This is a genomic window from Micromonospora sp. B9E7 (assembly GCF_039871815.1).
Taxonomy (GTDB): Bacteria; Actinomycetota; Actinomycetes; order Mycobacteriales; family Micromonosporaceae; genus Micromonospora.
The window spans coordinates 264,049-288,435 of sequence record NZ_JBDPLX010000006.1 but is presented as its reverse complement, the minus strand read 5'-3'; the positions used below and the strand labels follow the sequence as shown (position 1 = coordinate 288,435).

Here is a 24,387-nt window from a genome sequence, read left to right as displayed (position 1 = left end):
CTACAGCGTGGCGACGTAGAGCTGCGCCTGCTCCACCGCGACAAGTGTCGCGGCGAGACACTCCTCCAGCTCCTGGCTGGCCTGTGTCAGTGACGCCTGGGCCGCCTCCACCGTCTCGTGCCCGCTGCCCTCCAGCGCACCGGCGAGGGTCTGCTGCGCCTCCGACAGTTTCTCGCCGGCCGCCTGCACGGCTGTCTGCCCGTCCCCGATCTGTTGGAGGGCGACATCGATGGCAGCCTTCAACTCGGCGACGCTCGCCACGGCGGAACCTCCTGGGGGCGGGGAGATCTCCATTAGAGCCTATCGGCGGTTCCGAAAGAACATCCGCCCTGTCGGTGTTCCTGCCCGCCTGTCCGGAAGGCACCCGGAAGTGCCGGGAGTCCGTTCTGTGGGAGTCCCAGTGCGAGAACTTCTCAACTGTTGGTCAGGTCTCGCGTAGCCAGCGCGGCCCGTACACCTCCGCGCCCAGGGCGGCGACCCGCTCGCGCAACTCCCGGTCCGCGGTGACCACCAACCGGCGCCGCTGCGGAGCGCCCGCGACCAGGTCGACCACGCTGTCGTCGCCGGAGCCGGGGGCCGAGACCACCCGGACGCCCTCGGTGCCCGGCACGTCCCGCGCGGCCCCCTCGACCACCAGCACCACCTCCACCGGGGCGGGCAGCCGGGCCGGCAACCCGACGGTCGCCACCGGGGCGAGCGAGTCGCGCAACCGGGCGGCCGCACCGGCGCGGTCACGCCACCACCCGTTCGGGCGGGAGCCGACAACGTTGGCACCATCCACGATCAACAGCGGGGTGTCATCCATCCGGTCAGCCTGCCACCAACGGCCGGTCCCGTACCGACGCCACACCCGGGACTCCGGTGTGCCACCGCCTGCCGCGTTTGTCGGGCCGCGCGCCGGGTAGCCCCTGCCGACCGTGCCGCGCCCGACTGCGGAGGACAGACATGATGGGACCCGGTGACATCGGCTCCGACCCGTGGGATGAATTCCTGGCCCGGTACTTCGGCCGGGGCGAGGGGGGACGCCGGCCACCGCACCGGGTCGACATCACCCGACTGATGACGGCCGACGCCCGGGAGATGCTGGCCGACGCGGCCCGACGCGCCGCCCAACGCCAGAGCAGCGACCTCGACACCGACCACCTGCTCTGGGCGGCGCTGCAACGCGAACCCCTGCGCGACCTGGTACGCCGGGCCGGCGCCGACCCGGACACCCTGCTCAACGCCCTCGGTGGCAAGGGTGACGGCGCGCCGCGCGGGGAGGTGCCACCGAACCTGTCGTTGACCCCCGCCGCCAAGCGGGCGCTGCTCGACGCCCACCAGCTCTCCCGGGCGATGGGCGCCAACTACATCGGCCCCGAACACATCCTGATGGCCCTGCCGCTCAACCCGGAGTCGCCGGCCGGACGGATGCTGGCCGCCGGCCGGATCCAACCCGAGTCGTTGCAGGCCGCCAACGCCGAGCGTGGGCCGATGACCGGCCCGAAGCCGGATCGGGGCACCCCCACCCTGGACCAGTACGGGCAGGACCTCACCGACCTGGCCCGCAACGACCAGATCGACCCGGTGATCGGACGAGCCGACGAGATCGAGCAGGCCGTGGAGATCCTGTCCCGGCGTACCAAGAACAACCCGGTGCTGATCGGTGAGGCCGGAGTCGGCAAGACCGCCATCGTCGAAGGGCTGGCCGAACGGATCTGCGACGGCGATGTCCCACAGACCCTGCTCGGCAAGCGGGTCGTCCAACTCGACCTCGCGGGCCTCGTCGCCGGCACCCGCTATCGCGGTGACTTCGAGGAGCGGCTGAAGAAGGTGATCGACGAGATCCGGGCGCACCGCGACGAGCTGATCATCTTCCTGGACGAGATCCACACCCTGGTCGGTGCGGGTGGCGCCGGCAGCGAGGGCGGGATGGACGCGTCCAACATGCTCAAACCCGCCCTCGCGCGTGGCGAACTGCGGGTGATCGGCGCGACGACGCTGGACGAGTACCGCAAGAGCATCGAGAAGGACGCCGCGCTGGCCCGGCGCTTCCAGCCGGTGCTGGTGCCCGAGCCCAGTGTCGACGACACCATCGCCATCCTGCGCGGTCTGCGCGACCGGTACGAGGCACACCACCAGGTGCGCTTCAGCGACGAGGCGCTGGTCGCCGCCGCCGAGCTGTCCGACCGGTACGTCACCGACCGGTTCCTGCCGGACAAGGCCATCGACCTCATCGACCAGGCCGGCGCGCGGGTGCGGCTGCGCACCCGGACCCCGGCGTCCGACGTACGGGAGCTGGAGCAGGAGCTCGACGAGGTACGCCGGGACAAGGAACAGGCCGTCACCGACGAGCAGTACGAGCGGGCCTCCGCGCTGCGTGACCGGATCTCCGAACTGGAACAGGAGATCCGCCGGGCCAACGGCGAGGACGGGATGTCCTCCTCCCAGGTGCCCGAGGTGGGTCCGCAGGAGATCGCCGAGGTGGTCTCCAGGGCCACCGGGATCCCGGTCAGCCAGCTCACCGAGGAGGAACGGGACCGGCTGCTGCGCCTGGAGGGGCACCTGCACCAGAAGGTGGTCGGCCAGGACGACGCTGTCACCGCGGTCGCCGAGGCCGTCCGCCGCTCCCGGGCCGGGTTGGCCGACCCGGACCGGCCGATGGGCAGCTTCCTGTTCCTCGGCCCGACCGGCGTCGGCAAGACCGAACTGGCCCGCGCCCTGGCCGAGGCGTTGTTCGGCGAGGCGGACCGGATGGTCCGGGTGGACATGAGCGAGTTCCAGGAGCGGCACACCGTGAGCCGGCTGGTCGGCGCCCCACCCGGGTACGTCGGCTACGAGGAGGCCGGCCAGCTCACCGAGGCGGTCCGCCGCCGCCCGTACGCGGTGGTGCTGCTCGACGAGATCGAGAAGGCCCACCCGGACGTGTTCAACATCCTGCTCCAGGTGCTCGACGACGGGCGGCTGACCGACAGCCAGGGTCGCACGGTGAACTTCAAGAACACCGTACTGATCATGACGAGCAACCTCGGTTCCGAGCTGATCACCGGCGCCCAGCGCTCGGTCGGCTTCGGCGCCGGCGACGTCGGCAGCGAGCAGGAGAACGACGAACTGCGCGAGCGGCTGATGCGTCGGCTCCAGGAGAACTTCCGCCCGGAGTTCCTCAACCGCATCGACGAGGTGATCATCTTCCGCCGACTGGAGGCCGAACAGTTGCGCGACATCACCGCGCTGCTGCTGGAGGAGACCCGCCGCCGCATGCACGCCCAGGACCTCCAGGTGGAGTTCACCACCGCCGCCATCGACTGGCTCGCCGAGCACGGCTACCAGCCGGAGTTCGGCGCCCGCCCGCTGCGCCGGGTGATCCAGCGGGAGGTCGACAACCACCTGTCCCGGATGCTGCTGGAGTCGGCGATCTCCCCGGGGCAGAAGGTCACCGTCGACGTCCGCGACGGCGCGCTCACCTTCGACGTGAGCGCCGGTGAGCGCGGGTACACCCCGGCCACGACCACCCACCCGCGATGAGCGGGCCGGCGCGGCGAGACGAGCACGAGGACCCGAAGGAGCCCGTGCCACCCCGCGACGAGGACGAGCACCCCGACCCGATCCTGGCGCCGCCCACCGCGAACCCCCGCAGGACGCGGGTGCCCGCCGAGGGCCTGCATCCGAAGACCGACCAGGACGACGACCCGGAGACGTCCGGGCACCGCCGGCGAGAGGAGACCTGATGGTACGCGAAGCGCGGCTCGACCCCGAGGTGGAAGTGCTCTGGGAGGACTTCCACGCCGAGGTGAACGTTCCGTCGGAGCAGCTACGGACCTGGCTGCTGACCCGGGGTTCCGGTGAGGAGTCGTTCAGCCCGAACCCGAACCTCGACCTGCCCCAGCCGGGCCGCGAGATCCTCAAGGTGTTGAACAAGCGCAAGGTCGACCTCACCCCGGAGGACATCGAGGTCATGCGGGAGGCGGTCGAGCGCATCCGCGAGCTGATGGACGCCAAGCCGTCGCGCGGCAACGCCGACGACGGCTGGCGGCACTCGCTGCTCGACCTGGGGCACGACCCGCTCGTCGAACGCTGAACGGTGCGCCGCTCGACGGTGCCGCCCCGCTCCGGGACGGCACCGTCGACGCGCACTGCTACTGACCCTGGTCGGGCTCCAGGCTGGCGATGGTCAGTCCGGCGGCGTCGGCCGCCGCGTCCCGGTCGCCGCGGGTCTGGTCCTCCCGGGTGAGCAGGTTGGCGTACTCGGTGACGTCGGCCGGGTCGGGCACCGTCGGCAGGCGGCGCAGGAACGCCTCCACCTCGCGGGTGGCGGCGGTGTGCGCGGCGGCCGCCTGGCGCAGCAGTTCGCGGTCGTCGGCGGGCGGGTAGAGGTCCGTCATGTCCGCCAGATACCCGGCCAACGGCGGTTCGCACCGCCACCGGCCGGTCATTACCTCCCGTCAGACGACCGGCCGGATTCCGCTGGGCTGCCGCACCCCGAACCCCGGGTTGCTCAGCAGCCAGGCCAGGTACGCGGGATGCGGGGCCAACGAGTCGACGTACGCCGCCTTGGCCGTCTCCAGCACCAGGTCGGCGCCCTGGGCGGCGGGGGAGTCCGGGTGCCAGCCGAGCAGGAGCCGCCAGCGCAGCGGTGTCCCGGCGAGCCGACGGGTCACCAACCCGGCCACCGGGCGGAACGTCGCCTGGCACAACGCCACCGCCACACCGGCGTCCACCAGGTCGGTGCAGCCGCGGATGTCGGTCTCGTACACCTTGCGTGGGGTGAAGCCGGCGCGGGCGCACGCGGCGGCGAAGCAGTCGCCGAAGCAGCCGTCGCCCGGCGCGGCCACCCACTGCTCGTGGCGCAGGTCCGCCAGGCGCACCTCGTCGTGGACGGCGAGGGGGTGCGTCTCCGGCAGCAACACCAGCACCGGGTCGATGGCCACCTCCTGCCAGCTCAACCCGAAACCGGCCGACGGGCTGGCGTCGCCGCACACCCCGGTGAGCGCGAAGTCCAGCCGGCCGCCGGCCACCAACTGCGCCAACTCGTCCACCGACCAGGAGGCGAACGTGGTGATCTGGATCGGCGGCTGCTCGGCCGCCAACCGGTGCACCAACCGGCCCAGGATCGGGCTGTTCACCCCACCGAACCGGTAGGACGTGGGAGCGCCGCCGGCCCCGGCCAGCCGGGCCGCCTCGTCCTGCAGCCCCTTCATGGCCGGCAGCAGGACCCGCGCCCGGGCCAGCACCAGTTCGCCGAGCGCGGTGGGTCGGGCACCACGCCGGTCCCGGTCGAACAGCGGGCCGCCCAGGGTCCGCTCGATGCGTTGGAGCTGGGCGGTGAGGGCCGGCTGGGCCAGACCGAGGGCCGACGCCGCCTTCGTCACACTCCCCGTCTCCGCGATCGCGCAGACCACCCGCAGGTGACGCAGCTCCAGGTTCATAGGGTGACGGTAGGACTACGCGTCAGCCTGCGGAATAGCCCGAGCGGATCGGTGATAATGAATGCATTGTTGGGTGGCGCCCGCGCTCAGTCGCGGGGTGGCTCCGGCAGGTCCGCCAGGTAGGTCGGTCGCCGGGTCACCGCGTCGAGCACCTTGTCCACCACACCGACCGCCGGCTCCACGATCCGGTTCCACGGAGGCGTGGCCGGAGTGCTCGGGTGCGGGCGGGTCGGCGCCGCCTCCTCGGCGATCTCCAACCGGTTGCCGAGGCGGATCAGCTCCTCCTCGGTGGCGACCGCGCGCAGCTCGGTGACGAGCGCGCCCACCCCCTCGACGTGCTGGCGAACCCGCTCGGCGACGTCGCTCAGCGCCTCGTCCGTCAGACCCTTCAGGGTGTTCAGCAGGCCGGCGTCGGCGGCGATCTCGGCATCCACCCGTTCGGCGGCGCTCGGCAGCGCGGCGCGCACCGCCGGCAGCAGGTACTGCTCCTCGGCGGACAGGTGCCGCGACAGCGCGGCGGTGAGCACCGCCAGCGCCTCCTGCGGTGTGGCGTCCGGACCGGTCAACTGGTCCAGCAGCGACAGCAGTTGCTGGTGCTCCCGGTCGACAATGTCGGCGATGCTGCGACCAGCGGGCCGGTAGCCCTCCTCGGATGCGGGCGCGGGCGGCAGCGGCGGTAGGGGAACGGCGGACATGGTGCCCTCCTCGACTGGCGGGCGGAAGCTCCGGCAGGGGACGTACGGTCGTGGGCGGCGGTACCCGAACGCGGCCACGGCGAAACCGGCCCGTCGATGTGTCGACCCGCGGGCACCGGCGCGCCGGCCCGTCCGCGCCGGTGCGCCGGCCCGCCGGTCATCTCAGGCTGGTATGAAGAGGCGATGACGAGCGACGCCGCCTCCGCCCCAGCCGACCCCACCGCAGAGGTCGTGGACCTCTGCCGCGACCTGCTGCGCATCGACACCACCAACACCGGGGACAACGACACCAGCGTCGGTGAGCGCCGCGCGGCCGAGTACGTGGCGGAGAAGCTCGCCGAGGTGGGCGTGGAGTCCGTCCTGCACGAGTCCGCTCCGGGCCGGGCGAACGTGGTGGCCCGCATCCCGGGCACCGACCCGAGCCGGGGCGCGCTGCTGGTGCACGGCCACCTGGACGTGGTGCCCGCCGACGCCGACGAGTGGTCGGTGCACCCGCTCTCCGGGGAGCTGCGCGACGGCTACCTGTGGGGTCGCGGCGCGATCGACATGAAGGACTTCGACGCGATGGTGCTGGCCGTCGTGCGGCACTGGCAGCGCACCGGCGTTCGACCGCCGCGCGACATCGTGCTCGCGTACACCGCCGACGAGGAGGCGGGCAGCGACTACGGCGCGCGTTTCCTGGTGGACAACCACCGCGGCCTCTTCGACGGCTGCACCGAGGCGATCGGCGAGGTCGGCGGCTTCTCCTACTCGGTCAACGACAGCCAGCGGCTCTACCTCATCGAGACCGCCGAGAAGGGCATCGACTGGCTGCGGCTGCACGCCAAGGGTCGCCCCGGGCACGGCTCGATGGTCCACGACGACAACGCGGTCACCGCGCTCGCCGAGGCGGTCGCCCGGATCGGCCGGCACCGCTTCCCGGTGGTGGTGACCGACACCGTACGGGCCTTCCTGACCGAGGTCTCCGACCTGCTCGGCATCGAGCTGGACCCGGACGACCCGGAGACGGCCATCGCCAAGCTCGGCCCGATCGCCAACCTGATCGGCGCGACCATCCGCAACACCGCCAACCCGACCCGGTTGAGCGCCGGCTACAAGGACAACGTCATCCCCGGCCGCGCCACCGCCACCATCGACTGCCGCAGCCTGCCCGGCCAGTCCGAGCTGCTGGAGCGGCAGCTGCGCGAGCTGGTCGGCCCGGACATCGCGATCGAGTACGTCCAGCGGCAGCCAGCGCTGGAGACCACCTTCGACGGTGACCTGGTCGAGGCCATGTCGGCGGCCCTGCGCGCCGAGGACCCGGGGGCACGGCCCGTGCCGTACATGCTCTCCGGCGGCACCGACGCCAAGGCGTTCTCCCAGCTCGGCATCCGCTGCTTCGGGTTCGCCCCGCTCCGGTTGCCCGCCGACCTGAACTTCTCGGCGTTGTTCCACGGCATCGACGAGCGCGTTCCGGTCGACGGACTACAGTTCGGCGTGCGGGTGCTCGACCGGTTCCTCCGCACCTGCTAGCCGCGTCCGGCAGTTGTCGCCGGGCGCGCAACCTCCCCATCGTGAAGGGACTGCCCCACATGACCGACCAGCACGGTGAGCTGGACGCCGCTCTCGAGCGCGTGATCGAAGCGGCCCGCCACCACCTGGCCGCCGTACGCGCCGCTCAGGGCCGCGTCGACGACGACGACGTCTGGCAGGCGTACGTGGCGTTGAACAACGCCTCCTTCGCGTACGACGAGCGGCTGCTCGACGCCTTCGGTGAGGTGACGCCGTGGGATGTCGACTCGATCGACCCGGACGAGGCCGACGAGCGCTTCGGCGGCGTCGACGGGGCCGAGGCCAGCGACCCGCACCCGCGGGTGATCTCGGTGCGCCAGCGCCGTGACTACCGGGTGCCGAGTGTGGCCGCGCTGCTGCGCGTCGCCGAGGCTGCCCGGCGCGAGGGAACCCCGGAGGACGACGAGCCGGCACCGGTGGAGGGCGTCGGCGAGGCGGTGCTGGAGTTGCTGCAGAGCGGCGACGGCTCGCTCGGCGCGCTGGACGTCCCGGAGCTGGAACCGCTCGACGGGGTGGTCATGGTCAGCGAGGTGGGCACCCCCGTCGACCTGGAGTCGTTCGACGACGACGACGCGGTCGGCCCGTTCCAACCGGCGGCCGACGACCGGCTGGTCGGCCGGCTCGACGAGCACCCGTTCATGGAGCTCGACGACGACCACGACCACGCCGGGCACCAGCACTAGACGAGTAGGTCCCAACTCAAGACCGGGCCAAGGTCGCTCGCCACCCGCTTCGGCTGGCCCGCCATATCGATGTCCTGTTGAGCGGTATACCTCAGAGGTATGAATATGACTCTGAGGTATACCGCTCACCACCGCATCCACCGCGACGGCGGTGACCGACGGTCACCGCCGGCCGGCTGCGCCCACCGCCCCAGCCAGGGTGAGGACTTCCTCGTCTGGTCGACGGCCCGGGGCCCGCACAGGCCCCGGGCGTCGCGTCCCGTTCAGTACGACAGGCCCGGCTGCGGCTGGTTGACCCGCCGGCGACGCAGCACCACCTGCCGCGTGCCGTCGCGGTACAGCCGCACCCGGGCCAGCTCCCATCCGGAGAACTCCGCCTGGATCGCCAACTGCGCCGCGGCGGTCAACCGGTCGACGTTCGGCGGCAACCGCAGCGGCGCGTATTCGTAGTCCATGTCATCCATGCTGCCCAGCCCAGCGGCCATTCGCCACCCCCTCCGGGGTGACCGACGCCGCTGCCGTGGACGGTTCGTGTCCCTGTGTGCGCGTCCGGGTGGTGTAGCGAGCAGGTCGGCGACCAGGCCGACCAGGCGGTGCAGGGCGGCGCCGACTGGATCGACCAGAATGTCTTCGGGCAGCCGCCGGCCGACCAGCCGGCGGGCCGCTAGGGAGGGAACGCGTGATGTCAGGGGAGCGAGGTCGGTTCGGTCGGTTCAGCGACGCCGTGCTCGGCGGCGCGCGGGCCGCCCGGGACAAGGCCCGCGAGCTGCGCGAGGAGTTCCGCACCAGCGACGAACCCGAACGTGCCCTGGTGGCGCCGCTCCTGCCGGGGCAGGAGCTCCGCTACGTGGGCCTCGGCCCGGTCCGTGCCCCGGACACGCACAAGGCTGGCCGGCAGCTCGCCGACGTGATGGCCAACGAACTGGTCGAGTCGCTCGACCCGAAGGTGCTGTTCGGGCTGCTCAACATCGTCAACCCGGTGGTCTGGGTGGATGCGGTGCTGACGCCGGTGCGGCTGGCCGCGGGTGTGCTGCTGCTGCCGGGCAAGGCCGGCGCCATCGCCGCCGGTGTGCCGGAGACGGCCGAACCGGAGCCGGGCCCGCCACACCAGCGGGTGCGGCGTGACCCCATCCCGCTCACCGAGGAGCAGGAGGCGTTCCGGGCGCTGTTCCGGCTCAGCCTGTACCGCCCGCTGGCCGACCAGCTGGCCGAGATCGCCTACCGCCGTCGGTACGTCTTCAGCGGCGACCTCGCCACCCTCGCCGGCAGCCTCCTGCTCTTCCTGGAGCGCTACACGGGTACGCCGCTGGCGGTGACCGACACCCACCTCCACCTGCTGCGGATGGGGCCCCGGCCCGACGCCGACCGGCGCCAACCGCGGGTGCTCTGGAGTGTGCCGCGCAGCCGGGTGGCCCGGGTCGACTCCGAGCGCAGCGCGGCCGGGCTGGTCCAGCTCTCGTCCACCATCGTCTTCGACGACGGCTCGTGGATCCGACTCACCCAGCCCGCTCTCCGCGACGACCAGTCGCGTTTCCTGACCGCGATCCGCGAACTTCCGGGCCGGCGCCCGACGCCGTGACCGGGACGGCGGGCGCGCTGTGCCGGCCGACAGGTCTGCCGGGTGGCCCGGCGGACGGGTCAGCCGTCGCGCTCGGGGTAGCCGACCGGCACCGCCGAGACGTCGTCCAGCGCGGTGGTGATCTCCTCGGGCAGTGTGATCCGTTCCACCTGGAGAGCGCCGAGCAACTGCCCCACCGTCCGGGCGCCGAGGATCGGCGCGGTCACCCCCGGCCGGTCCCGGATCCAGGCCAACGCCACCTCCAGCGGCGACACCCCCAGCCCGCCGGCCGCTGTCGCCACCGCCTCCACGATGCTGGAGCAGCGCGGTTCCAGGTACGTCGCGACGAACCGTTCGAAGTGCGGCGACGCGGCCCGGGAATCCGCCGGACGGCCGTGCCGGTACTTGCCGGTCAGCACCCCCCGGCCCAGCGGGGACCAGGGCAGCACGCCGAGGCCGAGCGCGTCGCACGCGGGCAGCACCTCCCGCTCCACGCCCCGTTCCAGCAGCGAATACTCCACCTGGGCGGCGACCACCGGCGCCCGGCCCGGCCAGGCGGTCTGCCAGGCGGCGGCCCGCGCGGTCTGCCAGCCGGAGAAGTTCGACACACCGACGTAGCGGACCTTGCCGCTGGCCACCGCGTGGTCCAGCGCGGCCAGGGTCTCCTCGAGCGGGGTGTCCGGGTCGTACCCGTGCACCTGGAACAGGTCGACGTGGTCGGTGCCGAGCCGGCGCAGCGACGCGTCCAGCGTCCGCAGCAGGTGCCCCCGGGAGCCGTCCCGACGTCGGCCGCTGCCCGGCCGCAACCCGGCCTTGGTGGCGATGAGCAGCTCCTCGCGGGGCACGAGGGAGCCCAGCAGCGAGCCGATCACCGACTCGGCGTCACCGTCGCCGTACACGTCGGCGGTGTCGATCAGGTTGCCGCCCGCGTCCAGGTAACTCTTCAACTGGGCGGCCGCATCGTCGGCGTCGGTGTCCCGGCCCCAGGTCATGGTGCCGAGCGCGAGCCGGGAAACCGCCAGCCCGCTTCGGCCGAGCGGTCGCTGTTGCATGGGTGAACCTTATTTCGAACCTGCCGCCACGGATATCCTCGCTCCCGTATCTCTGCCGGTTCTGCCGGTTCCGCCGCCCGGGGCTGTCCCGATGGAGGGGGGACCAAAGGTGTCGAGCCGGTGATCGACTCCGTTATCGGCATTGCGTAACCTGGTGCGACCTGTGCCACGGATGGGGGAGGACCAGTGCGACTCGGGCTCAGTCTTGGATACCAGACGGCGTGGAGCACACCGGCCGACCACCTGGCGCTGGCGCAGGAGGCGGACCGGCTGGGCTATTCGGTGGTGTGGGCGGCGGAGGCGTACGGCTCCGACTCGCCCAGCATGCTGGCCTGGATGGCCGGCCAGACCGAACGGATCGACGTCGGCGCCGCGGTGATGCAGATCCCGGCCCGTACGCCGGCAGCCACCGCGATGACCGCCGCCACCATCGACGCGCTCTCCGGTGGCCGGTTCCGGCTCGGCCTGGGCGTCTCCGGCCCGCAGGTCTCCGAGGGCTGGCACGGGGTGCGGTTCGCCAAGCCTCTGGCCCGCACCCGCGAGTTCGTCGACATCGTCAAACTGGCCATCGCCCGCAAGGAGGTGGCGTACGACGGCGAGCACTACACGCTGCCGCTGCCGGACGGCCCCGGTAAGGCCCTGCGGCTGGGCTTCCACCCACCCCGCGAGCACATACCGATCTACCTGGCCGCGGTCGGCCCGAAGAACCTGGAGCTGGCCGGCGAGATCGCCGACGGCTGGCTGGCCGTGTTCTACGCCCCGGAGTTCGCCGAGGAGCAGCTCGCCTCGGTCCGTGCCGGGCGGGCCAAGGTCGGCAAGGAGCTGGCCGGGTTCGACGTGGTGCCGTCGGTGCCCGTGGTGATCGGTGACGACGTGGCCTCCTGCGCCGAGTTGGTGCGCTGGTACGCGGCGCTGTACGTGGGCGGCATGGGCAGCCGCCAGCAGAACTTCTACAACCAGCTCGCCACCCGGATGGGGTACGGCGACGCCGCCCGCGAGGTGCAGGACCTGTACCTGGCCAAGCGGCAGCGTGACGCCGCGGCCGCCGTACCCATGGAGTTCATCGACCGGACGTCGCTGCTGGGCCCGAAGGAGCGCGTCGCCGAGCGGATGCGGGAGTACGCCGCCGCCGGCGTGACCACACTGTCGGTGACGCTGTTCGTGGCCGACCGGGACAGTGGGATTCAGACCCTGCGTACCGTCGCCGAGGCACTTGATCTTTCGGGAGTCGGCGAGTGACCTGGGTCGAGGCCATTGTCCTGGGCATCGTCCAGGGACTGACCGAGTTCCTTCCGGTCAGCTCGTCGGGGCATCTGCGGATCACCTCGGCGATCTTCTTCGACCGCGACGCGGGCGCGTCGTTCACCGCGGTCACCCAGCTCGGCACCGAAGCGGCCGTGTTGATCTACTTCGCCAAGGACATCTGGCGGATCACCCGGACCTGGCTGGTCGGGATCCGGGACACGTCGGTCCGGTCCAGCCTCGACTACCGGATGGGCTGGTACGTGATCGTCGGCTCGATCCCGATCGGGCTGTTCGGCTTCCTGTTCAAGGACCAGATCAAGACCGCCGGGCGCAACCTGTGGGTGGTGGCGACCACGCTGATCGTGTTCGCGTTCGTGCTGGCGTTCGCCGAGTACTGGGGGCGGCAGACCCGCACCCTGGAGAACTTCCGGATGAAGGACGGCATCGTGATGGGCTTCGCCCAGGCGATGGCGCTGGTCCCCGGGGTGTCCCGCTCCGGTGGCACGCTCACCGCCGGCCTGCTGCTCAACCTGACCCGGGAGGCGGCGGCACGGTACTCGTTCCTGCTGGCCATTCCGGCGGTGGTGATGTCCGGCGTGTTCAGCCTCGGGGACGTCTTCGAACCGTCCGCCCCGGGCACGTCCACGCCGTCGGTGGCCCAGATGATCGTGGCGACCGTCATCGCATTCGGCATCGGGTACGCGGCCATCGCGTGGCTGCTGCGGTACGTCGCCCACCACACCCTGTACGTCTTCGTCCTGTACCGGGTCGCACTGGGCACCCTGGTCCTGGCCCTGCTGCTGACCGGCACGATCAGCGCCACCTGATAGATCTGCCGACGGCCCCCGGCCCTGCCTGAGGGCGGAGCCGGGGGCCGCATTCGTCCTAGCCGCCTGTCGTCCGCCGTCCGCCGCCCGGTGCCCGGTGCCCGGTGCCCGGTGCCCGGTGCCCGGTGCCCGGTGCCCGTCATGATCCACTCGACTTTCTTGACATCGCGCTGTCCGGGACGGCCCGACACCCCGACTTCCTGAAAACCGAGTCGATCAGGAAGGTCGGGCACTCGGCACGCGCCGACGGCGACGACCCCGGGTGGTGCCTCCGGAGCCCGCGACGGCCCGGCGCGGGGCCCAGGTCATATGGTGGTCGCTGTGGCGACCCTTCTGCTTCTGCGACACGGCCGGACCACGGCGAACGCCGACGGCGGCCTGGCCGGCCGGCAACCGGTCGAGCTGGACGACACCGGGCGCGCCCAGGCCGCCGCGGTGGGCGAGCGGCTGCGGGCGGTGCCGCTGGCCGCCGTCGTGACGAGCCCGCTGATCCGCTGCCGGCAGACCCTGGAGCTGGCGCTGCCGCAGGCCACGCCGGTCGTCGAGGACGGCCTGATCGAGTGTGACTACGGCAGCTGGGAGGGGCAGCCGCTGAAGAAGCTCGCCAAGGAGCCGCTCTGGCCGGTGGTGCAGCAACGGCCCAGCGCGGCTGTCTTCCCCGACGGGGAGGCGATGGCGGCGATGTCCGCCCGGGCGGTGGCGGCGGTTCGGTCGTGGGACGCTCGGGTGAACGCCGAGCACGGTCCCGAGGCGGTGTGGTTGGCGTGCAGCCACGGTGATGTGATCAAGGCCATCGTGGCGGACGCGCTCGGCGTACACCTGGATCTTTTTCAGCGGGTCGTGGCCGACCCGGCGTCGGTGACCGCGATCCGGTTCACGCCGCTGCGGCCGTTCCTGCTCCGGCTCAACGACACCGGCGGTGACCTCTCCGCCCTGGTGCCGCCGCCCCGCAAGCGGCGTCGGCGGGCCCCCCGCGCGGCCGATTCGGACGCCGCCGTCGGCGGTGGGGCCGGTGCGGTCGCGTGACGACGCCGGGCAACGGCCGCCCGGCCGCACCATCCCCGACCCGGCGGCCGAGGCAGGCGCAGGCCGGCGGCCGAGCCGCCACGCCCGGGTGTAGCCGCTGGTACGCCGGGCGCGCCGCCGCTGCGGCGATTCGGGTCGGTGGGGTGCGCGGTGCCATGGCGGGCCGGATAGGGTCGTGGGTATGACCCACCAGGTGCATGCCTTCGAACCGCCGGAGCGGTTCGTCGCCGGGACTGTCGGCCCGCCGGGAGAGCGCGCCTTCTTCCTGCAGGCCCGTGGCGGCGGTCGGCTGGTCAGCGTCGCGCTGGAGAAGGTCCAGGTGTCCCTGCTCGCCGAGAAACTGGAAGAGCTGCTCACCGAGGCGCAGCGTCGCTTCGGGGTGGACCTGCCCGAGCTGGCGCCGGTGATCGGTGACAACGAGCCGCTGGACACTCCGGTCGACGAGGAGTTCCGGGTCGGCACCCTCGGCCTGGCCTTCGACGTGGACACCGCGACCGTGGTGATCGAGGCGATCGCCGCCGGCGAGGTGGAGCCCGAGGTCGAGCTGGGCGACGAGGACGACGACGAGGACGAGGACGACGACGAGGACGAAGAGCCGGACGAGGACCTGGATCGGCTCCGGGTCCGGCTCACCCCGCAGGCGACCCGCCAGTTCATCGAGCGGGCCCGGCGAGTGGTCAACGCGGGCCGGCCGCCGTGCCCGCTCTGCGGCCAACCGTTGGACCCCGCCGGGCACCTCTGCCCGCGGCACAACGGTTACCACCGGTGACCTCGTCCGGCCTCCAGCCTCGCCAGGACGGTGACGCCGCGCTTCGGCTGTTGCGCGACGGCGTGCTCGACCTGGAAGGTCGTCTGGTCGACGCGTCGAACACGACGCTGCGCGGCATCCTGACCCTGGACGGGGTCACCGCCCGCTGTGTCTACAAGCCGGTGCGTGGCGAACGACCGCTCTGGGACTTTCCCGACGGCACCCTGGCTGGCCGGGAGGTCTCGGCGTACCTGGTCTCCGAGGCGACGGGTTGGGGCCTGGTGCCGCCCACCGTGCTGCGCGACGGCCCGTTCGGCCCCGGCTCCTGCCAGTTGTGGATCGACGAGCCGGAGGACGCCGAGGCGCTGGTCGGGTTCCTGCCGGCCGACGAGTTGCCGCCCCGCTGGTTCCCGATCGCCGCGGCGCGGGACGACGACGGCAGCGCGTACGTGTTGGCGCACGCCGAAGACCCGCGACTGGCCCGACTGGCGGTGCTCGACGCGGTGATCAACAACGCCGACCGTAAGGGCGGTCACGTGCTGGTCGGCGCGGACGACCGGATCTACGGCGTGGACCACGGGGTGAGCTTCCACGTGGAGGACAAGCTGCGGACGGTGCTCTGGGGTTGGGCCGGTGGGCAGCTTCCCCCGGACGCCGTGGAGATGCTCGACGGGCTCGCCGGGCAGGTCGCCGGAGCGCTCGGCGCTGAGTTGGCCGACCACCTTACGATCAGCGAGGTGGCCGAACTGGCCTCCCGGATCGACCGGCTGCGGGAGGCTTGCCGTTTCCCACAGCCACCGGAGGACTGGCCGGCGATGCCCTGGCCACCCATGTGAACCGCTGTCATCTTGATCACCCGTGGGGCGCTCCGGCGGCGTCGTCGGGCTGGTTAGGCTGATCCCATGGAGTCTTGGGCGGGACACGAGGTGCCACGGCTGCCGGGCACGGGCGTGCCGTTGGCGTTGTACGACTCGGCGCGCCAGAGCGTGCAGCCGAGTGACCCGGCCGATGCGGCCAGCATGTACGTCTGCGGCATCACCCCGTACGACGCGACCCACCTCGGCCACGCCGCAACCATGATCACGTTCGACCTGGTGCAGCGGATGTGGCGCGATGCCGGCCGTCCGGTGCGCTATGTGCAGAACGTCACCGACATCGACGATCCGCTGCTGGAGCGGGCCGCCCGCGACGGCGAGGACTGGGTGGTCCTCGCGATGCGGGAGACCGCACTGTTCCGGGAGGACATGGAGGCGCTGCGGATCATCCCGCCGGCGCACTACGTGGGTGCGGTCGAGTCGATCCCGGACATCGCCGACAAGGTCGAGGTGCTCGTCAAGGACGGTGCCGCGTACCGACTCGACGACGGCACGGGCGACGTCTACTTCGACATCTCCGCCACCGGCAGGTTCGGCTACGAGTCGAACCTGACCCGCGAGCAGATGCTGGAGATCTTCCCGGACCGCGGCGGTGACCCCGACCGGGCCGGCAAGCGTGACCCACTGGACCCGCTGCTGTGGCGCGGTGCCCGCGAGGGGGAGCCGTCCTGGCCGGGCGGGGAGCTGGGGCCGGGCCGCCCCGGGTGGCACATCGAGTGCGCGGTGATCGCCCTGAACCTGCTCGGCGACCGGATCGACGTGCAGGGCGGCGGCAACGACCTGCTGTTCCCGCACCACGAGGCGTCCGCCGCGCACGCCGAGCGGCTCACCGGTCAGGCGCCGTTCGCCGAGCACTACGTGCACGCCGGGATGATCGGCCTGGACGGCGAGAAGATGTCCAAGTCCCGTGGCAACCTGGTCTTCGTGTCCCGGCTGCGCGCCGACAAGGTCGACCCGATGGCGATCCGGCTGGCGTTGATCTCCGGGCACTACCGCGCCGACCGCACCTGGACCGACGAGTTGCTCACCGCCGCCCAGGAGCGCCTGGCCCGCTGGCGGCAGGCCGCCGCCGCGCCCGCCGGGCCGTCCGGGGCCGAGCTGCTGGCCGGGGTACGCGCACGCCTGGCCGACGACCTCGACACTCCCGGTGCCCTGGCGGTCGCCGACCGCTGGGCCGAGGCGACCCTCGCCGGGGCGGCGGACGATCCCGAGGCTCCGGCCCTTTTCGCGAAGACGGTGGACGCCCTCCTGGGCATCCGCCTCTAATCCCGCGCTGGCTCGCCCCGCGCTGGCTCGCCCCGCGCTGGCTCGCCCCGGCTTGGGTCGATCATGGAGTTGTGGTGGTCGGTTTGCGGAGCTGCGCCCCTTATGTAAGGCACCATAACTCCATGATCGACGGAGCGCTCGGGGCGGGGCACGACGCTGCGAGCCTCGCCCGAATGCCTCGCTGTCGATCTTGCAACTTTCGAAAGTTGCCAAGCGGGGCAAAATGGCGACAGAAAGTGCAAGATCGCCGTGCCAGGGCAGGGCCGTGCCAGCTCCGGGCCGGGCAGGTCAGCCGAGGACCAGGCCGGGGTCCGGTTCCGGATCGGGGGTCGGGGCGGGGATCTTGTATTCCTCGGTGAGCGTGGTCATCGGGCCGGGCCAGGTCGCCTGGGCCACCTCGATCGGTTTGCGGTTCGCGTCGTACGCGATGTGCAGCAGGTGCAGCACCGGGGTGTCCGGCCGGATCTGGAGCGTCTCGGCCTCCTCCCGGCTGGGTTGGCGGGCGCTGATCGTGTCGGTGGCCGAGACGTACCGCCGGCCGGTGGCCTCCTCGGCCTCCTGGTAGAGGGGACGTCCGAAGGCCTCGGTGCGCTCCAGCGAGGTGCCGGCGGTGTCGCGGGGCAGGAACCAGGAGGCGCCCACCTCGACGGGGGAGTCGTCGGTGCGGACGAGGTGGCGGCGGCAGAGCAGGTTGGTGCCGTCGGACATGCCGAATGCGTCGGCCACCTCGGCGGGGGCGGGGGCGAGCCCGACGGAGACGAGTTGCTGGCGGTATCGGGCGGCCAGGTCGGTGTGGTAGCCGCGGAAGCCGCCGTACCGGCCCCGGGAGAGGCGGTTGAGGCGGCGGCGGGTGCCCCGGACGTACGTACCGGAGCCGGGTTTGGTGATCAGGATGCCCTCAACCCGCAGCTGGTCGACGGCGCGTTGCACGGTCTGCTTGGCGACGCCGAACATCTCGGCGATGGCCGGGATGGATGGCAGCCGCTCGCCCGGCCCCCAGTCACCGCGGCGAACCTGGAGCTTGAGTTGCGCGGCGATCTGCCGGTGGGGGAACTCGGCCGCGCCGGGGTTGATCTGCATACCCGCCTCCTTGATCACAGCTAGGTTCCTAGGATGCCCTAGGGGTTGTGACCGCGCCACCCCGGACACGCGGGACGATTCCTCCGGCCCAGACACCGCCCCGGGCCGGACCCGCAAACGTTCCAGGCACACAGGCTGGCAATCGGTCATGGCAGGATGCACCGAGCTGAAGGCCGCTGTGACCGGCGGGGTGACAGGCCGGGAGCATGTCGAGCCGGGGGAGGGGCATGGTCAGCGACGCGCAGCTGTCCCGTATCGGCGCACAGCTGAACATGGTGGCCGCAAGCCCTCTCCGGTTCCTGACCGCGTTCGGTGCCAAGACGCACGGCTACCAGCTGAGGCCGCCGCCGCCGGAGTCGAGGGTGTCGTCCTTCGAGACCCAGCACGGAATCGCCCTACCGGAGGGTTACCGCAGGTTCATCCTGGGGCTCGGCGACGGGGGAGCGGGCCCCGGCTACGGCCTGTTGTCGCTGGCCGACGCGTACGAACAGGTGTCCGACTCGTTCGCGGGGCATCTGGCTGCCCCCAGCCCGTTCGTGCCCGGCACCCGGTACGAGCCGGACTGGTGGGACGGGTTCTGGGGGCCGGATGACCGCCCGGACCCGCAGCAGGGCACCTTGGCGATCGTGCATCACGGCTGTACCAGCTACACCCTGCTGGTGGTCTCCGGACCGGGTTGGGGTCGCCTCGTCAACGTGGACCTCAACGGTGCCCCAGCGCCGTACGTGTTGGAGGACGAGGACTTTCTGTCCTGGTACGAGCGCTGGCTCGACGAGCTTGTGGCCGGCTACGACGTGACCTGGTTCGGGGAGAAGATACCCGGCGACGAGGCGCGGCTGCTGGGCATCCTGTCCGATGATCCGTCCCCACACCGTCGCGCGCGAGCTGCGCGGTCGCTGGGAACGTTGCCCGCTCTCAGCCCGACAGGTGTCCGTGGCCTCGCCGCGGCGGTTGCCGACGACGATCCCCTGGTACGCGAGGCTGCTCTGCGTGTCGGAGCGCGTCACCGGGCGGCTGGGTTGGAGCCGGCGGCACGAGCGAGGCTGGCCGACGTCGAGGCACCGGTGCGGGCGACTGTGATCGGATTCCTGGCCGCTCTGGACGTATCTGATCTTGCCGATCAGGCGCGTGTGTTGCTCGGTGACCCCGACCGCGAGGTGCGGCGCAGGGCGATGCAGGCGCTGGCCGACACCGGAACGATGACGGTGGCCGACCTCGCACGGCTCGTCGCCGGCCCGGACGCCGGATCTCGTGAATTCGCCACCTACCTGCTTGCGCGGGTGCAGGGAGGCGTTGTCGACCTGCTCGCCGGCGCGCTCGACGACGACGATCCGCGAGTCCGGCGGCAGGCGGTGCAGACCGCTGAGAAGCGGGCGGAGCGGGCACTTCTGCCGGCAATGCGGCGCATGCTCGAGACCGAGACGGACGCCTACGTGCGGACCAACCTCACCCGTGTGGCCAGGGCGTGGATGTCCGACTGACACGGTGTGGCCGCCGCGGGACGGCGACGAAACGGGCCCCGGACGCGAGGTCCGGGGCCCGGGCGGCGGTGCGGGGAGGGCGCTACCAGGAGCCGGCGGTGGGGCCGGCCGAACCGCCCCGTCGGCGCAGGTACTTCTCGAACTCCTGGGCGATCTCGTCACCGGTCAACGGGGTGATGCCCTCGTCGCCGACCCGTTCCTCCAACTCGCGAACGTATTCGCCCAACTCGGCGTCCTGCTCGGCGGCGCTGCGCACCCGCTGCTCCCACTCGGCGGACTCCTCGGCCAGGTCGGCCATCGGCACCGGCAGGTCGACGACCTCCTCGACCCGGTGCAGCAGGGCGAGGGTGGCCTTCGGGCAGGGCGGGTTGTTGGCGTAGTGCGGGACGTGCACCCAGAACGAGACGGCGTCCACCTCGGCGCGGGAGCAGGCGTCGTGCAGCACGCCCACGATGCCGGTCGGACCGTCGTAACGGGTGGGGGTGAGCTGGTAGCGCTCGGCGGCCTGCGCGTCGGAGGCGCTGCCGCTGATCGGCAGCGGCCGAGTGTACGGAACATCGGCGAGCAACGCGCCGAGCAGCACGACCCGTTCCACTTCGAGGCTGTGGCAGATCTCCAGCACCTGCTCGCAGAACGTCCGCCAGCGCATGCTCGGCTCGATGCCGCGGATCAGCACCACGTCACGGTCGGTGCCCTCCGGGCTCGCCACCATGAACCGGGTCGTCGGCCACTCCACCCGGCGGGTCTCCCCGTCGGCCATCGTGATGGTGGGCCGGCTGACCTGGAAGTCGTAGAAATCCTCCGGGTCCAGCTCGGCGATCTGCCGGGCGTTCCAGACCTGCTCCAGGTGCTCCACCGCGGCGGTGGAGGCGTCGGCGGCGTCGTTCCAGCCCTCGAAGGCGGCGATGGCCACCGGGGACCGCAGCACCGGCAGTCCGTCGAACTCGGTCACGCCGTCACCTCACCCTGCTCGTCGCGGTCGGCGCCGGGATCGCGCCCGGGCGTCGTACCGTGTGGCACAGCGGCGTCCCTGTTGTCCTTCACGTCCGCCAGCCTACGTGCCGGGCAGGGATGCGGCCCGTCGGCCGCGCCGGTCCACCGGACCGGCGACCGGTCATACACGAACGAACCAGACAGCGTGATCCCGGCGACACAATATGGGATCGCGCGTGGAGGACCGCTGCGTGCGGTGGGGACCGCACTAACCTGAACGGGTGCGGACTTCGTTGATGGATGTGCTGGCCCACCGGATTCTCATCGCCGACGGCGCGATGGGCACGATGCTGCAGGCCGCGGACCTCACGCTCGACGACTTCGACGGGCTCGAAGGGTGCAACGAGATCCTCAACGTCACCCGACCGGACGTCGTGCGCGGCGTGCACGACGCCTACCTGGCCGCCGGCGCGGACTGTGTGGAGACCAACACCTTCGGCGCCAACCTCGCCAACCTCGCCGAGTACGACATTCCGCAGCGCATCCGGGAGCTGTCCGAGGCGGGCGCCCGCATCGCGCGGGAGGCCGCCGACGCGGCCAGCACCCCGCAACGACCCCGGTTCGTGCTGGGTTCGATCGGGCCGGGCACCAAGCTTCCCACCCTCGGGCACGCCGCCTACGCCACCCTGCGCGACGCGTACCAGGAGAACGCGGCCGGCCTCATCGTGGGCGGCGCGGACGCGCTGATCATCGAGACCTGCCAGGACCTGCTCCAGGTCAAGGCGGCCGTGGTGGGGTCCAAGCGGGCGATGGCCGAGCTGGGCCAGTCGGTGCCGATCATCTGCCACGTGGCGGTCGAGACGACCGGCACCATGCTGGTGGGCAGCGAGATCGGTGCCGCCCTGGCCGCGATCGAGCCGCTCGGGGTGGACCTGATCGGGCTCAACTGTTCGACCGGCCCGGCGGAGATGAGCGAGCACCTGCGATACCTGTCGCAGCACTCCCGCATCCCGCTGTCGGTGATGCCGAACGCCGGCCTGCCGGTGCTGACCGCCGACGGCGCGTACTTCCCGCTGACCCCGGTTGAGCTGGCCGAGGCCCTGGAGCGGTTCGTCACGGAGTACAGCGTGGGGCTGGTCGGCGGGTGCTGTGGCACCACGCCGGAGCACATCCGGGTGCTGTCCGAGCGGCTGCACGGCAGCACCGCCCCGGCCCGCGAGGCCCGGCACGAGGCGGGTGTCTCCTCGGTGTACCACCCGGTGCCGTTCGCCCAGGACGCGTCGGTGTTGATGGTGGGGGAGCGGACCAACGCCAACGGTTCGAAGGCGTTCCGCGAGGCGATGCTCGCCGGCGACTGGCGGGCCTGTGTGGAGATCGCCCGCAGTCAGGCCCGCGACGGTTCCCACCTGCTCGACCTGTGCGTGGACTACGTCGGCCGCGACGGCACGCAGGACATGCGGGAGCTGGCCGGCCGGTTCGCCACCGCGTCGACGCTGCCGATCATGTTGGACTCCACCGAGCCGGCCGTCGTCGAGGCCGGGCTGGAGATGCTCGGCGGCCGGTGCGTGGTCAACTCGGTGAACTTCGAGGACGGCGACGGCCCCGACTCCCGGTACGCGCGGGTGATGCCGATCGTCCGCGAGCACGGTGCCGCGGTGGTGGCGCTGCTCATCGACGAGGAGGGGCAGGCGCGCACCCAGGAGTGGAAGGTGCGGGTCGCGGCGCGGCTGATCGACGACCTGACCGGCCGCTGGGGCCTGGACCGCTCCGACATCCTGATCGACGCGCTGACCTTCCCGATCGCCACCGGGCAGGAGGAGACCCGCCGCGACGGCCTCGAAACCATCGAGGCGATCCGGGAGATCGCCCGCCGCTACCCGGGGGTCAACTTCACGCTGGGCATCTCGAACATCTCCTTCGGCCTCAACCCGGCGGCTCGGCAGGTGCTCAACTCGGTGTTCCTGCACGAGTGTGTGCAGGCCGGTCTGACCTCGGCGATCGTGCACGCCAGCAAGATCCTGCCGATGTCGAAGATCCCCGACGAGCAGCGCGAGGTCGCCCTGGACCTGGTCTACGACCGGCGGCGCGAGGGGTACGACCCGGTGCAGCGGTTCCTCGAACTCTTCGAGGGTGTCGACGTGACCAGTGCCCGGGCCAGCCGGGCCCAGGAGCTGGCGGCGCTGCCGCTGGACGAGCGGCTCAAGCGGCGGATCATCGACGGTGAGCGCAACGGCCTGGAGGTCGACCTGGACGAGGCGATGGCCGGCGGCCGGTCCCCACTGTCGATCATCAACGACATCCTGCTGGACGGCATGAAGGTGGTCGGCGAGCTGTTCGGCTCCGGCCAGATGCAGCTGCCGTTCGTGCTCCAGTCCGCCGAGGTGATGAAGACCGCCGTGGCCTACCTGGAGCCGCACATGGAGACTACGGAGGACGGCGGCAAGGGCCGCATCGTGCTCGCCACCGTGCGCGGTGACGTGCACGACATCGGTAAGAACCTGGTCGACATCATCCTGTCGAACAACGGCTACGAGGTGGTGAACATCGGCATCAAGCAGCCGATCAGTGCCATCCTGGACGCCGCCGAGCAGCACCGCGCCGACGCGATCGGCATGTCCGGGCTGCTGGTGAAGAGCACCGTCATCATGAAGGAAAATCTGGCCGAGATGGCCACCCGCGGGGTCGCGGAGCGCTGGCCCGTCCTGCTGGGTGGTGCGGCGCTGACCCGCGCGTACGTCGAGGACGACCTGCGGTCGATGTTCCCCGGGCAGGTGCACTACGCGCGGGACGCGTTCGAGGGTCTGTCCCTGATGGACAAGGTGATGACCGCCAAGCGCGGCGGCGCGCCGGTGATCGACCCGGAGCGGGAGGCGGCCCTCGCGGCCCGGCGCGCCCGCCGGGAACGGCAGCGCACCATGGTCACCGAGTCGCTGCCGGAGCTGCACGACTCCTCGGTCCGCTCCAACGTGGCCCTGGACGTGGAGGTGCCCACCCCGCCGTTCTTCGGCACCCGGGTGGTCAAGGGTGTGCCGATGGCCGACTACGCGGCGCTGCTCGACGAGCGGGCCACGTTCCGCGGCCAGTGGGGGCTCAACGGCGCCCGGGGCGGCAACGGACCCTCCTACGACGAGCTGGTGGAGACCGAGGGTCGACCGCGTCTGCGGTACTGGCTGGATCGGCTGATCGCCGACCAGGTGCTCGAGGCAGCCGTGGTGTACGGCTACTTTCCCGCGTACTCCGAGGGCAACGACCTGGTGGTGCTCGACGAGAACGGGCACGCGGAGCGCGCCCGGTTCTCCTTCCCTCGGCAGCGGCAGGAGCGGCGGCTCTGCCTGGCGGACTTCTTCAAGCCCAAGGGCGACCAGCTCGATGTGGTCGCGTTGCAACTGGTCACCGTGGGGCAACCCGTCAGCGAGTACGCGGCGAAGCTGTTCGCCCGCAACGAGTACCGCGACTACCTGGAGGTGCACGGGCTGTCGGTGCAGCTCACCGAGGCCCTCGCCGAGTACTGGCACCAGCGCGTCCGGGCCGAGATGACCCTGCCCGACGGGCGTCCGCTGGGCCACGACGACCCCACGGACCTGGCGGGCCTGCTGCGCAACGACTACCGGGGCTGCCGGTACGCGTTCGGCTACCCGGCCTGCCCCGACCTGGAGGACCGGGCGAAGATCGTGGACCTGCTCGGCGCGGACCGGATCGGTGTCGAGCTGTCCGAGGAGTTCCAGCTCATGCCGGAGCAGGCCACCGACGCGATAGTGGTCCACCACCCGGAGGCCAGCTACTTCAACGCCAAGTAGCGGGCACAGGTGCCCTGGATGACGTCTTCGGCCGTCCGCGCGGCGCCGAGGCAGTGGAGGTGATCGCTGCGGCGTCCTCGGTTTCCAGCAGGTGACGCGCGGCGGCGATGAGTTCAGCACGCCGATCTGTCCGGGCGGTGGCTGCGGCGGTCGGCGCCTCGGCGG

23 protein-coding genes are annotated in these 24,387 nt (G+C 71.7%); 14 read left to right on the top strand and 9 right to left on the bottom strand.

Annotated elements, in window-relative coordinates:
- Both ABGB10_RS12675 and ABGB10_RS12670 read right to left on the bottom strand, forming a co-directional pair.
- Entirely contained in the window at positions 1–261 is a 261-nt protein-coding gene (locus ABGB10_RS12675) for a hypothetical protein (protein ID WP_130400840.1), read from the bottom strand.
- A 163-nt stretch (positions 262–424) separates the two neighbouring features.
- Entirely contained in the window at positions 425–805 is a 381-nt protein-coding gene (locus ABGB10_RS12670) for a hypothetical protein (RefSeq protein WP_347661059.1), read from the bottom strand.
- A 140-nt stretch (positions 806–945) separates the two neighbouring features.
- Between ABGB10_RS12670 and ABGB10_RS12665 the strand changes: the two genes are divergently transcribed.
- The 3 genes from ABGB10_RS12665 to ABGB10_RS12655 are packed head-to-tail and all read left to right on the top strand — an operon-like array spanning position 946 to position 4,057.
- Positions 946–3,504, top strand: coding sequence for an ATP-dependent Clp protease ATP-binding subunit (locus ABGB10_RS12665; protein WP_347661058.1), 2,559 nt, complete (start codon positions 946–948; stop codon positions 3,502–3,504).
- Positions 3,501–3,707 carry a hypothetical protein gene (locus tag ABGB10_RS12660; protein WP_347661057.1) on the top strand — a complete coding sequence of 69 codons (207 nt, stop codon included), beginning with the start codon at positions 3,501–3,503 and terminating at the stop codon, positions 3,705–3,707. Before ABGB10_RS12665 ends, ABGB10_RS12660 begins: the two co-directional genes overlap by 4 nt.
- A complete protein-coding gene (locus ABGB10_RS12655; RefSeq protein WP_347661056.1) occupies positions 3,707–4,057 on the top strand; it encodes a DUF3140 domain-containing protein in 351 nt (116 codons plus the stop codon). Before ABGB10_RS12660 ends, ABGB10_RS12655 begins: the two co-directional genes overlap by 1 nt.
- A gap of 58 nt (positions 4,058–4,115) precedes the next feature.
- Here the strand turns inward: ABGB10_RS12655 and ABGB10_RS12650 are convergent, their stop codons facing one another.
- The 3 genes from ABGB10_RS12650 to ABGB10_RS12640 form a co-directional block, all read right to left on the bottom strand.
- On the bottom strand, positions 4,116–4,361 hold the full coding sequence (locus ABGB10_RS12650) for a hypothetical protein (RefSeq protein WP_238646958.1): 246 nt from the start codon (positions 4,359–4,361) through the stop codon (positions 4,116–4,118).
- A 60-nt stretch (positions 4,362–4,421) separates the two neighbouring features.
- Positions 4,422–5,405, bottom strand: coding sequence for a LysR family transcriptional regulator (locus tag ABGB10_RS12645; RefSeq protein ID WP_347661055.1), 984 nt, complete (start codon positions 5,403–5,405; stop codon positions 4,422–4,424).
- An 86-nt stretch (positions 5,406–5,491) separates the two neighbouring features.
- Entirely contained in the window at positions 5,492–6,100 is a 609-nt protein-coding gene (locus ABGB10_RS12640) for a hemerythrin domain-containing protein (RefSeq protein ID WP_347661054.1), read from the bottom strand.
- 183 nt (positions 6,101–6,283) lie between these two features.
- Here ABGB10_RS12640 and ABGB10_RS12635 point away from each other — a divergent pair, with 183 nt between their 5' ends.
- Entirely contained in the window at positions 6,284–7,612 is a 1,329-nt protein-coding gene (locus tag ABGB10_RS12635; protein WP_347661053.1) for a M20/M25/M40 family metallo-hydrolase, read from the top strand.
- 59 nt (positions 7,613–7,671) lie between these two features.
- Positions 7,672–8,334, top strand: a complete 663-nt coding sequence (locus ABGB10_RS12630) for a hypothetical protein (protein ID WP_088989721.1) — start codon at positions 7,672–7,674, stop codon at positions 8,332–8,334.
- A 263-nt stretch (positions 8,335–8,597) separates the two neighbouring features.
- Here ABGB10_RS12630 and ABGB10_RS12625 read toward each other — a convergent pair whose 3' ends face one another.
- On the bottom strand, positions 8,598–8,789 hold the full coding sequence (locus tag ABGB10_RS12625) for a DUF5703 family protein (RefSeq protein ID WP_013734349.1): 192 nt from the start codon (positions 8,787–8,789) through the stop codon (positions 8,598–8,600).
- A gap of 227 nt (positions 8,790–9,016) precedes the next feature.
- Here ABGB10_RS12625 and ABGB10_RS12620 point away from each other — a divergent pair, with 227 nt between their 5' ends.
- Complete coding sequence (locus ABGB10_RS12620; protein WP_347661052.1) at positions 9,017–9,913, top strand: hypothetical protein; 897 nt, start codon at positions 9,017–9,019, stop codon at positions 9,911–9,913.
- 59 nt (positions 9,914–9,972) lie between these two features.
- Here the strand turns inward: ABGB10_RS12620 and ABGB10_RS12615 are convergent, their stop codons facing one another.
- Positions 9,973–10,944 carry an aldo/keto reductase gene (locus ABGB10_RS12615; RefSeq protein ID WP_088989714.1) on the bottom strand — a complete coding sequence of 324 codons (972 nt, stop codon included), beginning with the start codon at positions 10,942–10,944 and terminating at the stop codon, positions 9,973–9,975.
- Between the two features lie 186 nt (positions 10,945–11,130).
- On the opposite strand from ABGB10_RS12615, the gene ABGB10_RS12610 reads away from it, so the two are divergent.
- The 6 genes from ABGB10_RS12610 to mshC all read left to right on the top strand — a co-directional run bounded on the left by ABGB10_RS12610 (position 11,131) and on the right by mshC (position 16,931).
- Positions 11,131–12,183, top strand: coding sequence for an LLM class F420-dependent oxidoreductase (locus ABGB10_RS12610; RefSeq protein ID WP_347661051.1), 1,053 nt, complete (start codon positions 11,131–11,133; stop codon positions 12,181–12,183).
- Complete coding sequence (locus ABGB10_RS12605; protein ID WP_347661050.1) at positions 12,180–13,016, top strand: undecaprenyl-diphosphate phosphatase; 837 nt, start codon at positions 12,180–12,182, stop codon at positions 13,014–13,016. Before ABGB10_RS12610 ends, ABGB10_RS12605 begins: the two co-directional genes overlap by 4 nt.
- 312 nt (positions 13,017–13,328) lie before the next feature.
- Positions 13,329–14,042, top strand: a complete 714-nt coding sequence (locus tag ABGB10_RS12600) for an MSMEG_4193 family putative phosphomutase (protein WP_347661049.1) — start codon at positions 13,329–13,331, stop codon at positions 14,040–14,042.
- Positions 14,043–14,223: 181 nt separating this feature from the next.
- Positions 14,224–14,811 carry a DUF3090 domain-containing protein gene (locus ABGB10_RS12595; protein WP_347661048.1) on the top strand — a complete coding sequence of 196 codons (588 nt, stop codon included), beginning with the start codon at positions 14,224–14,226 and terminating at the stop codon, positions 14,809–14,811.
- Positions 14,808–15,626 carry an SCO1664 family protein gene (locus ABGB10_RS12590; RefSeq protein WP_347661047.1) on the top strand — a complete coding sequence of 273 codons (819 nt, stop codon included), beginning with the start codon at positions 14,808–14,810 and terminating at the stop codon, positions 15,624–15,626. Before ABGB10_RS12595 ends, ABGB10_RS12590 begins: the two co-directional genes overlap by 4 nt.
- 66 nt (positions 15,627–15,692) lie before the next feature.
- Positions 15,693–16,931, top strand: coding sequence for a cysteine--1-D-myo-inosityl 2-amino-2-deoxy-alpha-D-glucopyranoside ligase (mshC, locus tag ABGB10_RS12585; protein ID WP_347661046.1), 1,239 nt, complete (start codon positions 15,693–15,695; stop codon positions 16,929–16,931).
- A 288-nt stretch (positions 16,932–17,219) separates the two neighbouring features.
- Here mshC and ABGB10_RS12580 read toward each other — a convergent pair whose 3' ends face one another.
- Positions 17,220–18,011 carry a GntR family transcriptional regulator gene (locus ABGB10_RS12580; protein WP_347661045.1) on the bottom strand — a complete coding sequence of 264 codons (792 nt, stop codon included), beginning with the start codon at positions 18,009–18,011 and terminating at the stop codon, positions 17,220–17,222.
- A gap of 227 nt (positions 18,012–18,238) precedes the next feature.
- Here ABGB10_RS12580 and ABGB10_RS12575 point away from each other — a divergent pair, with 227 nt between their 5' ends.
- Positions 18,239–19,492, top strand: a complete 1,254-nt coding sequence (locus ABGB10_RS12575) for a HEAT repeat domain-containing protein (protein WP_347661044.1) — start codon at positions 18,239–18,241, stop codon at positions 19,490–19,492.
- Between the two features lie 82 nt (positions 19,493–19,574).
- Here ABGB10_RS12575 and ABGB10_RS12570 read toward each other — a convergent pair whose 3' ends face one another.
- Entirely contained in the window at positions 19,575–20,444 is an 870-nt protein-coding gene (locus tag ABGB10_RS12570) for a PAC2 family protein (protein WP_278139358.1), read from the bottom strand.
- Positions 20,445–20,706: 262 nt separating this feature from the next.
- Here ABGB10_RS12570 and metH point away from each other — a divergent pair, with 262 nt between their 5' ends.
- On the top strand, positions 20,707–24,222 hold the full coding sequence (metH, locus tag ABGB10_RS12565) for a methionine synthase (RefSeq protein ID WP_347661043.1): 3,516 nt from the start codon (positions 20,707–20,709) through the stop codon (positions 24,220–24,222).
- The last annotated feature ends 165 nt before the right edge of the window (positions 24,223–24,387 follow it).

Bases quoted from the DNA above. Each gene is read 5' to 3' on its own strand.
- ABGB10_RS12670 (WP_347661059.1), bottom strand. From the start codon at position 805: ATGGATGACACCCCGCTGTTGATCGTGGATGGTGCCAACGTTGTCGGC.
- ABGB10_RS12665 (WP_347661058.1), top strand. From the start codon at position 946: ATGATGGGACCCGGTGACATCGGCTCCGACCCGTGGGATGAATTCCTG.
- ABGB10_RS12660 (WP_347661057.1), top strand. From the start codon at position 3,501: ATGAGCGGGCCGGCGCGGCGAGACGAGCACGAGGACCCGAAGGAGCCC.
- ABGB10_RS12655 (WP_347661056.1), top strand. From the start codon at position 3,707: ATGGTACGCGAAGCGCGGCTCGACCCCGAGGTGGAAGTGCTCTGGGAG.
- ABGB10_RS12650 (WP_238646958.1), bottom strand. From the start codon at position 4,361: ATGACGGACCTCTACCCGCCCGCCGACGACCGCGAACTGCTGCGCCAG.
- ABGB10_RS12645 (WP_347661055.1), bottom strand. From the start codon at position 5,405: ATGAACCTGGAGCTGCGTCACCTGCGGGTGGTCTGCGCGATCGCGGAG.
- ABGB10_RS12640 (WP_347661054.1), bottom strand. From the start codon at position 6,100: ATGTCCGCCGTTCCCCTACCGCCGCTGCCGCCCGCGCCCGCATCCGAG.
- ABGB10_RS12635 (WP_347661053.1), top strand. From the start codon at position 6,284: ATGACGAGCGACGCCGCCTCCGCCCCAGCCGACCCCACCGCAGAGGTC.
- ABGB10_RS12630 (WP_088989721.1), top strand. From the start codon at position 7,672: ATGACCGACCAGCACGGTGAGCTGGACGCCGCTCTCGAGCGCGTGATC.
- ABGB10_RS12625 (WP_013734349.1), bottom strand. From the start codon at position 8,789: ATGGACTACGAATACGCGCCGCTGCGGTTGCCGCCGAACGTCGACCGG.
- ABGB10_RS12620 (WP_347661052.1), top strand. From the start codon at position 9,017: ATGTCAGGGGAGCGAGGTCGGTTCGGTCGGTTCAGCGACGCCGTGCTC.
- ABGB10_RS12615 (WP_088989714.1), bottom strand. From the start codon at position 10,944: ATGCAACAGCGACCGCTCGGCCGAAGCGGGCTGGCGGTTTCCCGGCTC.
- ABGB10_RS12595 (WP_347661048.1), top strand. From the start codon at position 14,224: ATGACCCACCAGGTGCATGCCTTCGAACCGCCGGAGCGGTTCGTCGCC.
- mshC (WP_347661046.1), top strand. From the start codon at position 15,693: ATGGAGTCTTGGGCGGGACACGAGGTGCCACGGCTGCCGGGCACGGGC.
- ABGB10_RS12580 (WP_347661045.1), bottom strand. From the start codon at position 18,011: ATGCAGATCAACCCCGGCGCGGCCGAGTTCCCCCACCGGCAGATCGCC.
- ABGB10_RS12575 (WP_347661044.1), top strand. From the start codon at position 18,239: ATGGTCAGCGACGCGCAGCTGTCCCGTATCGGCGCACAGCTGAACATG.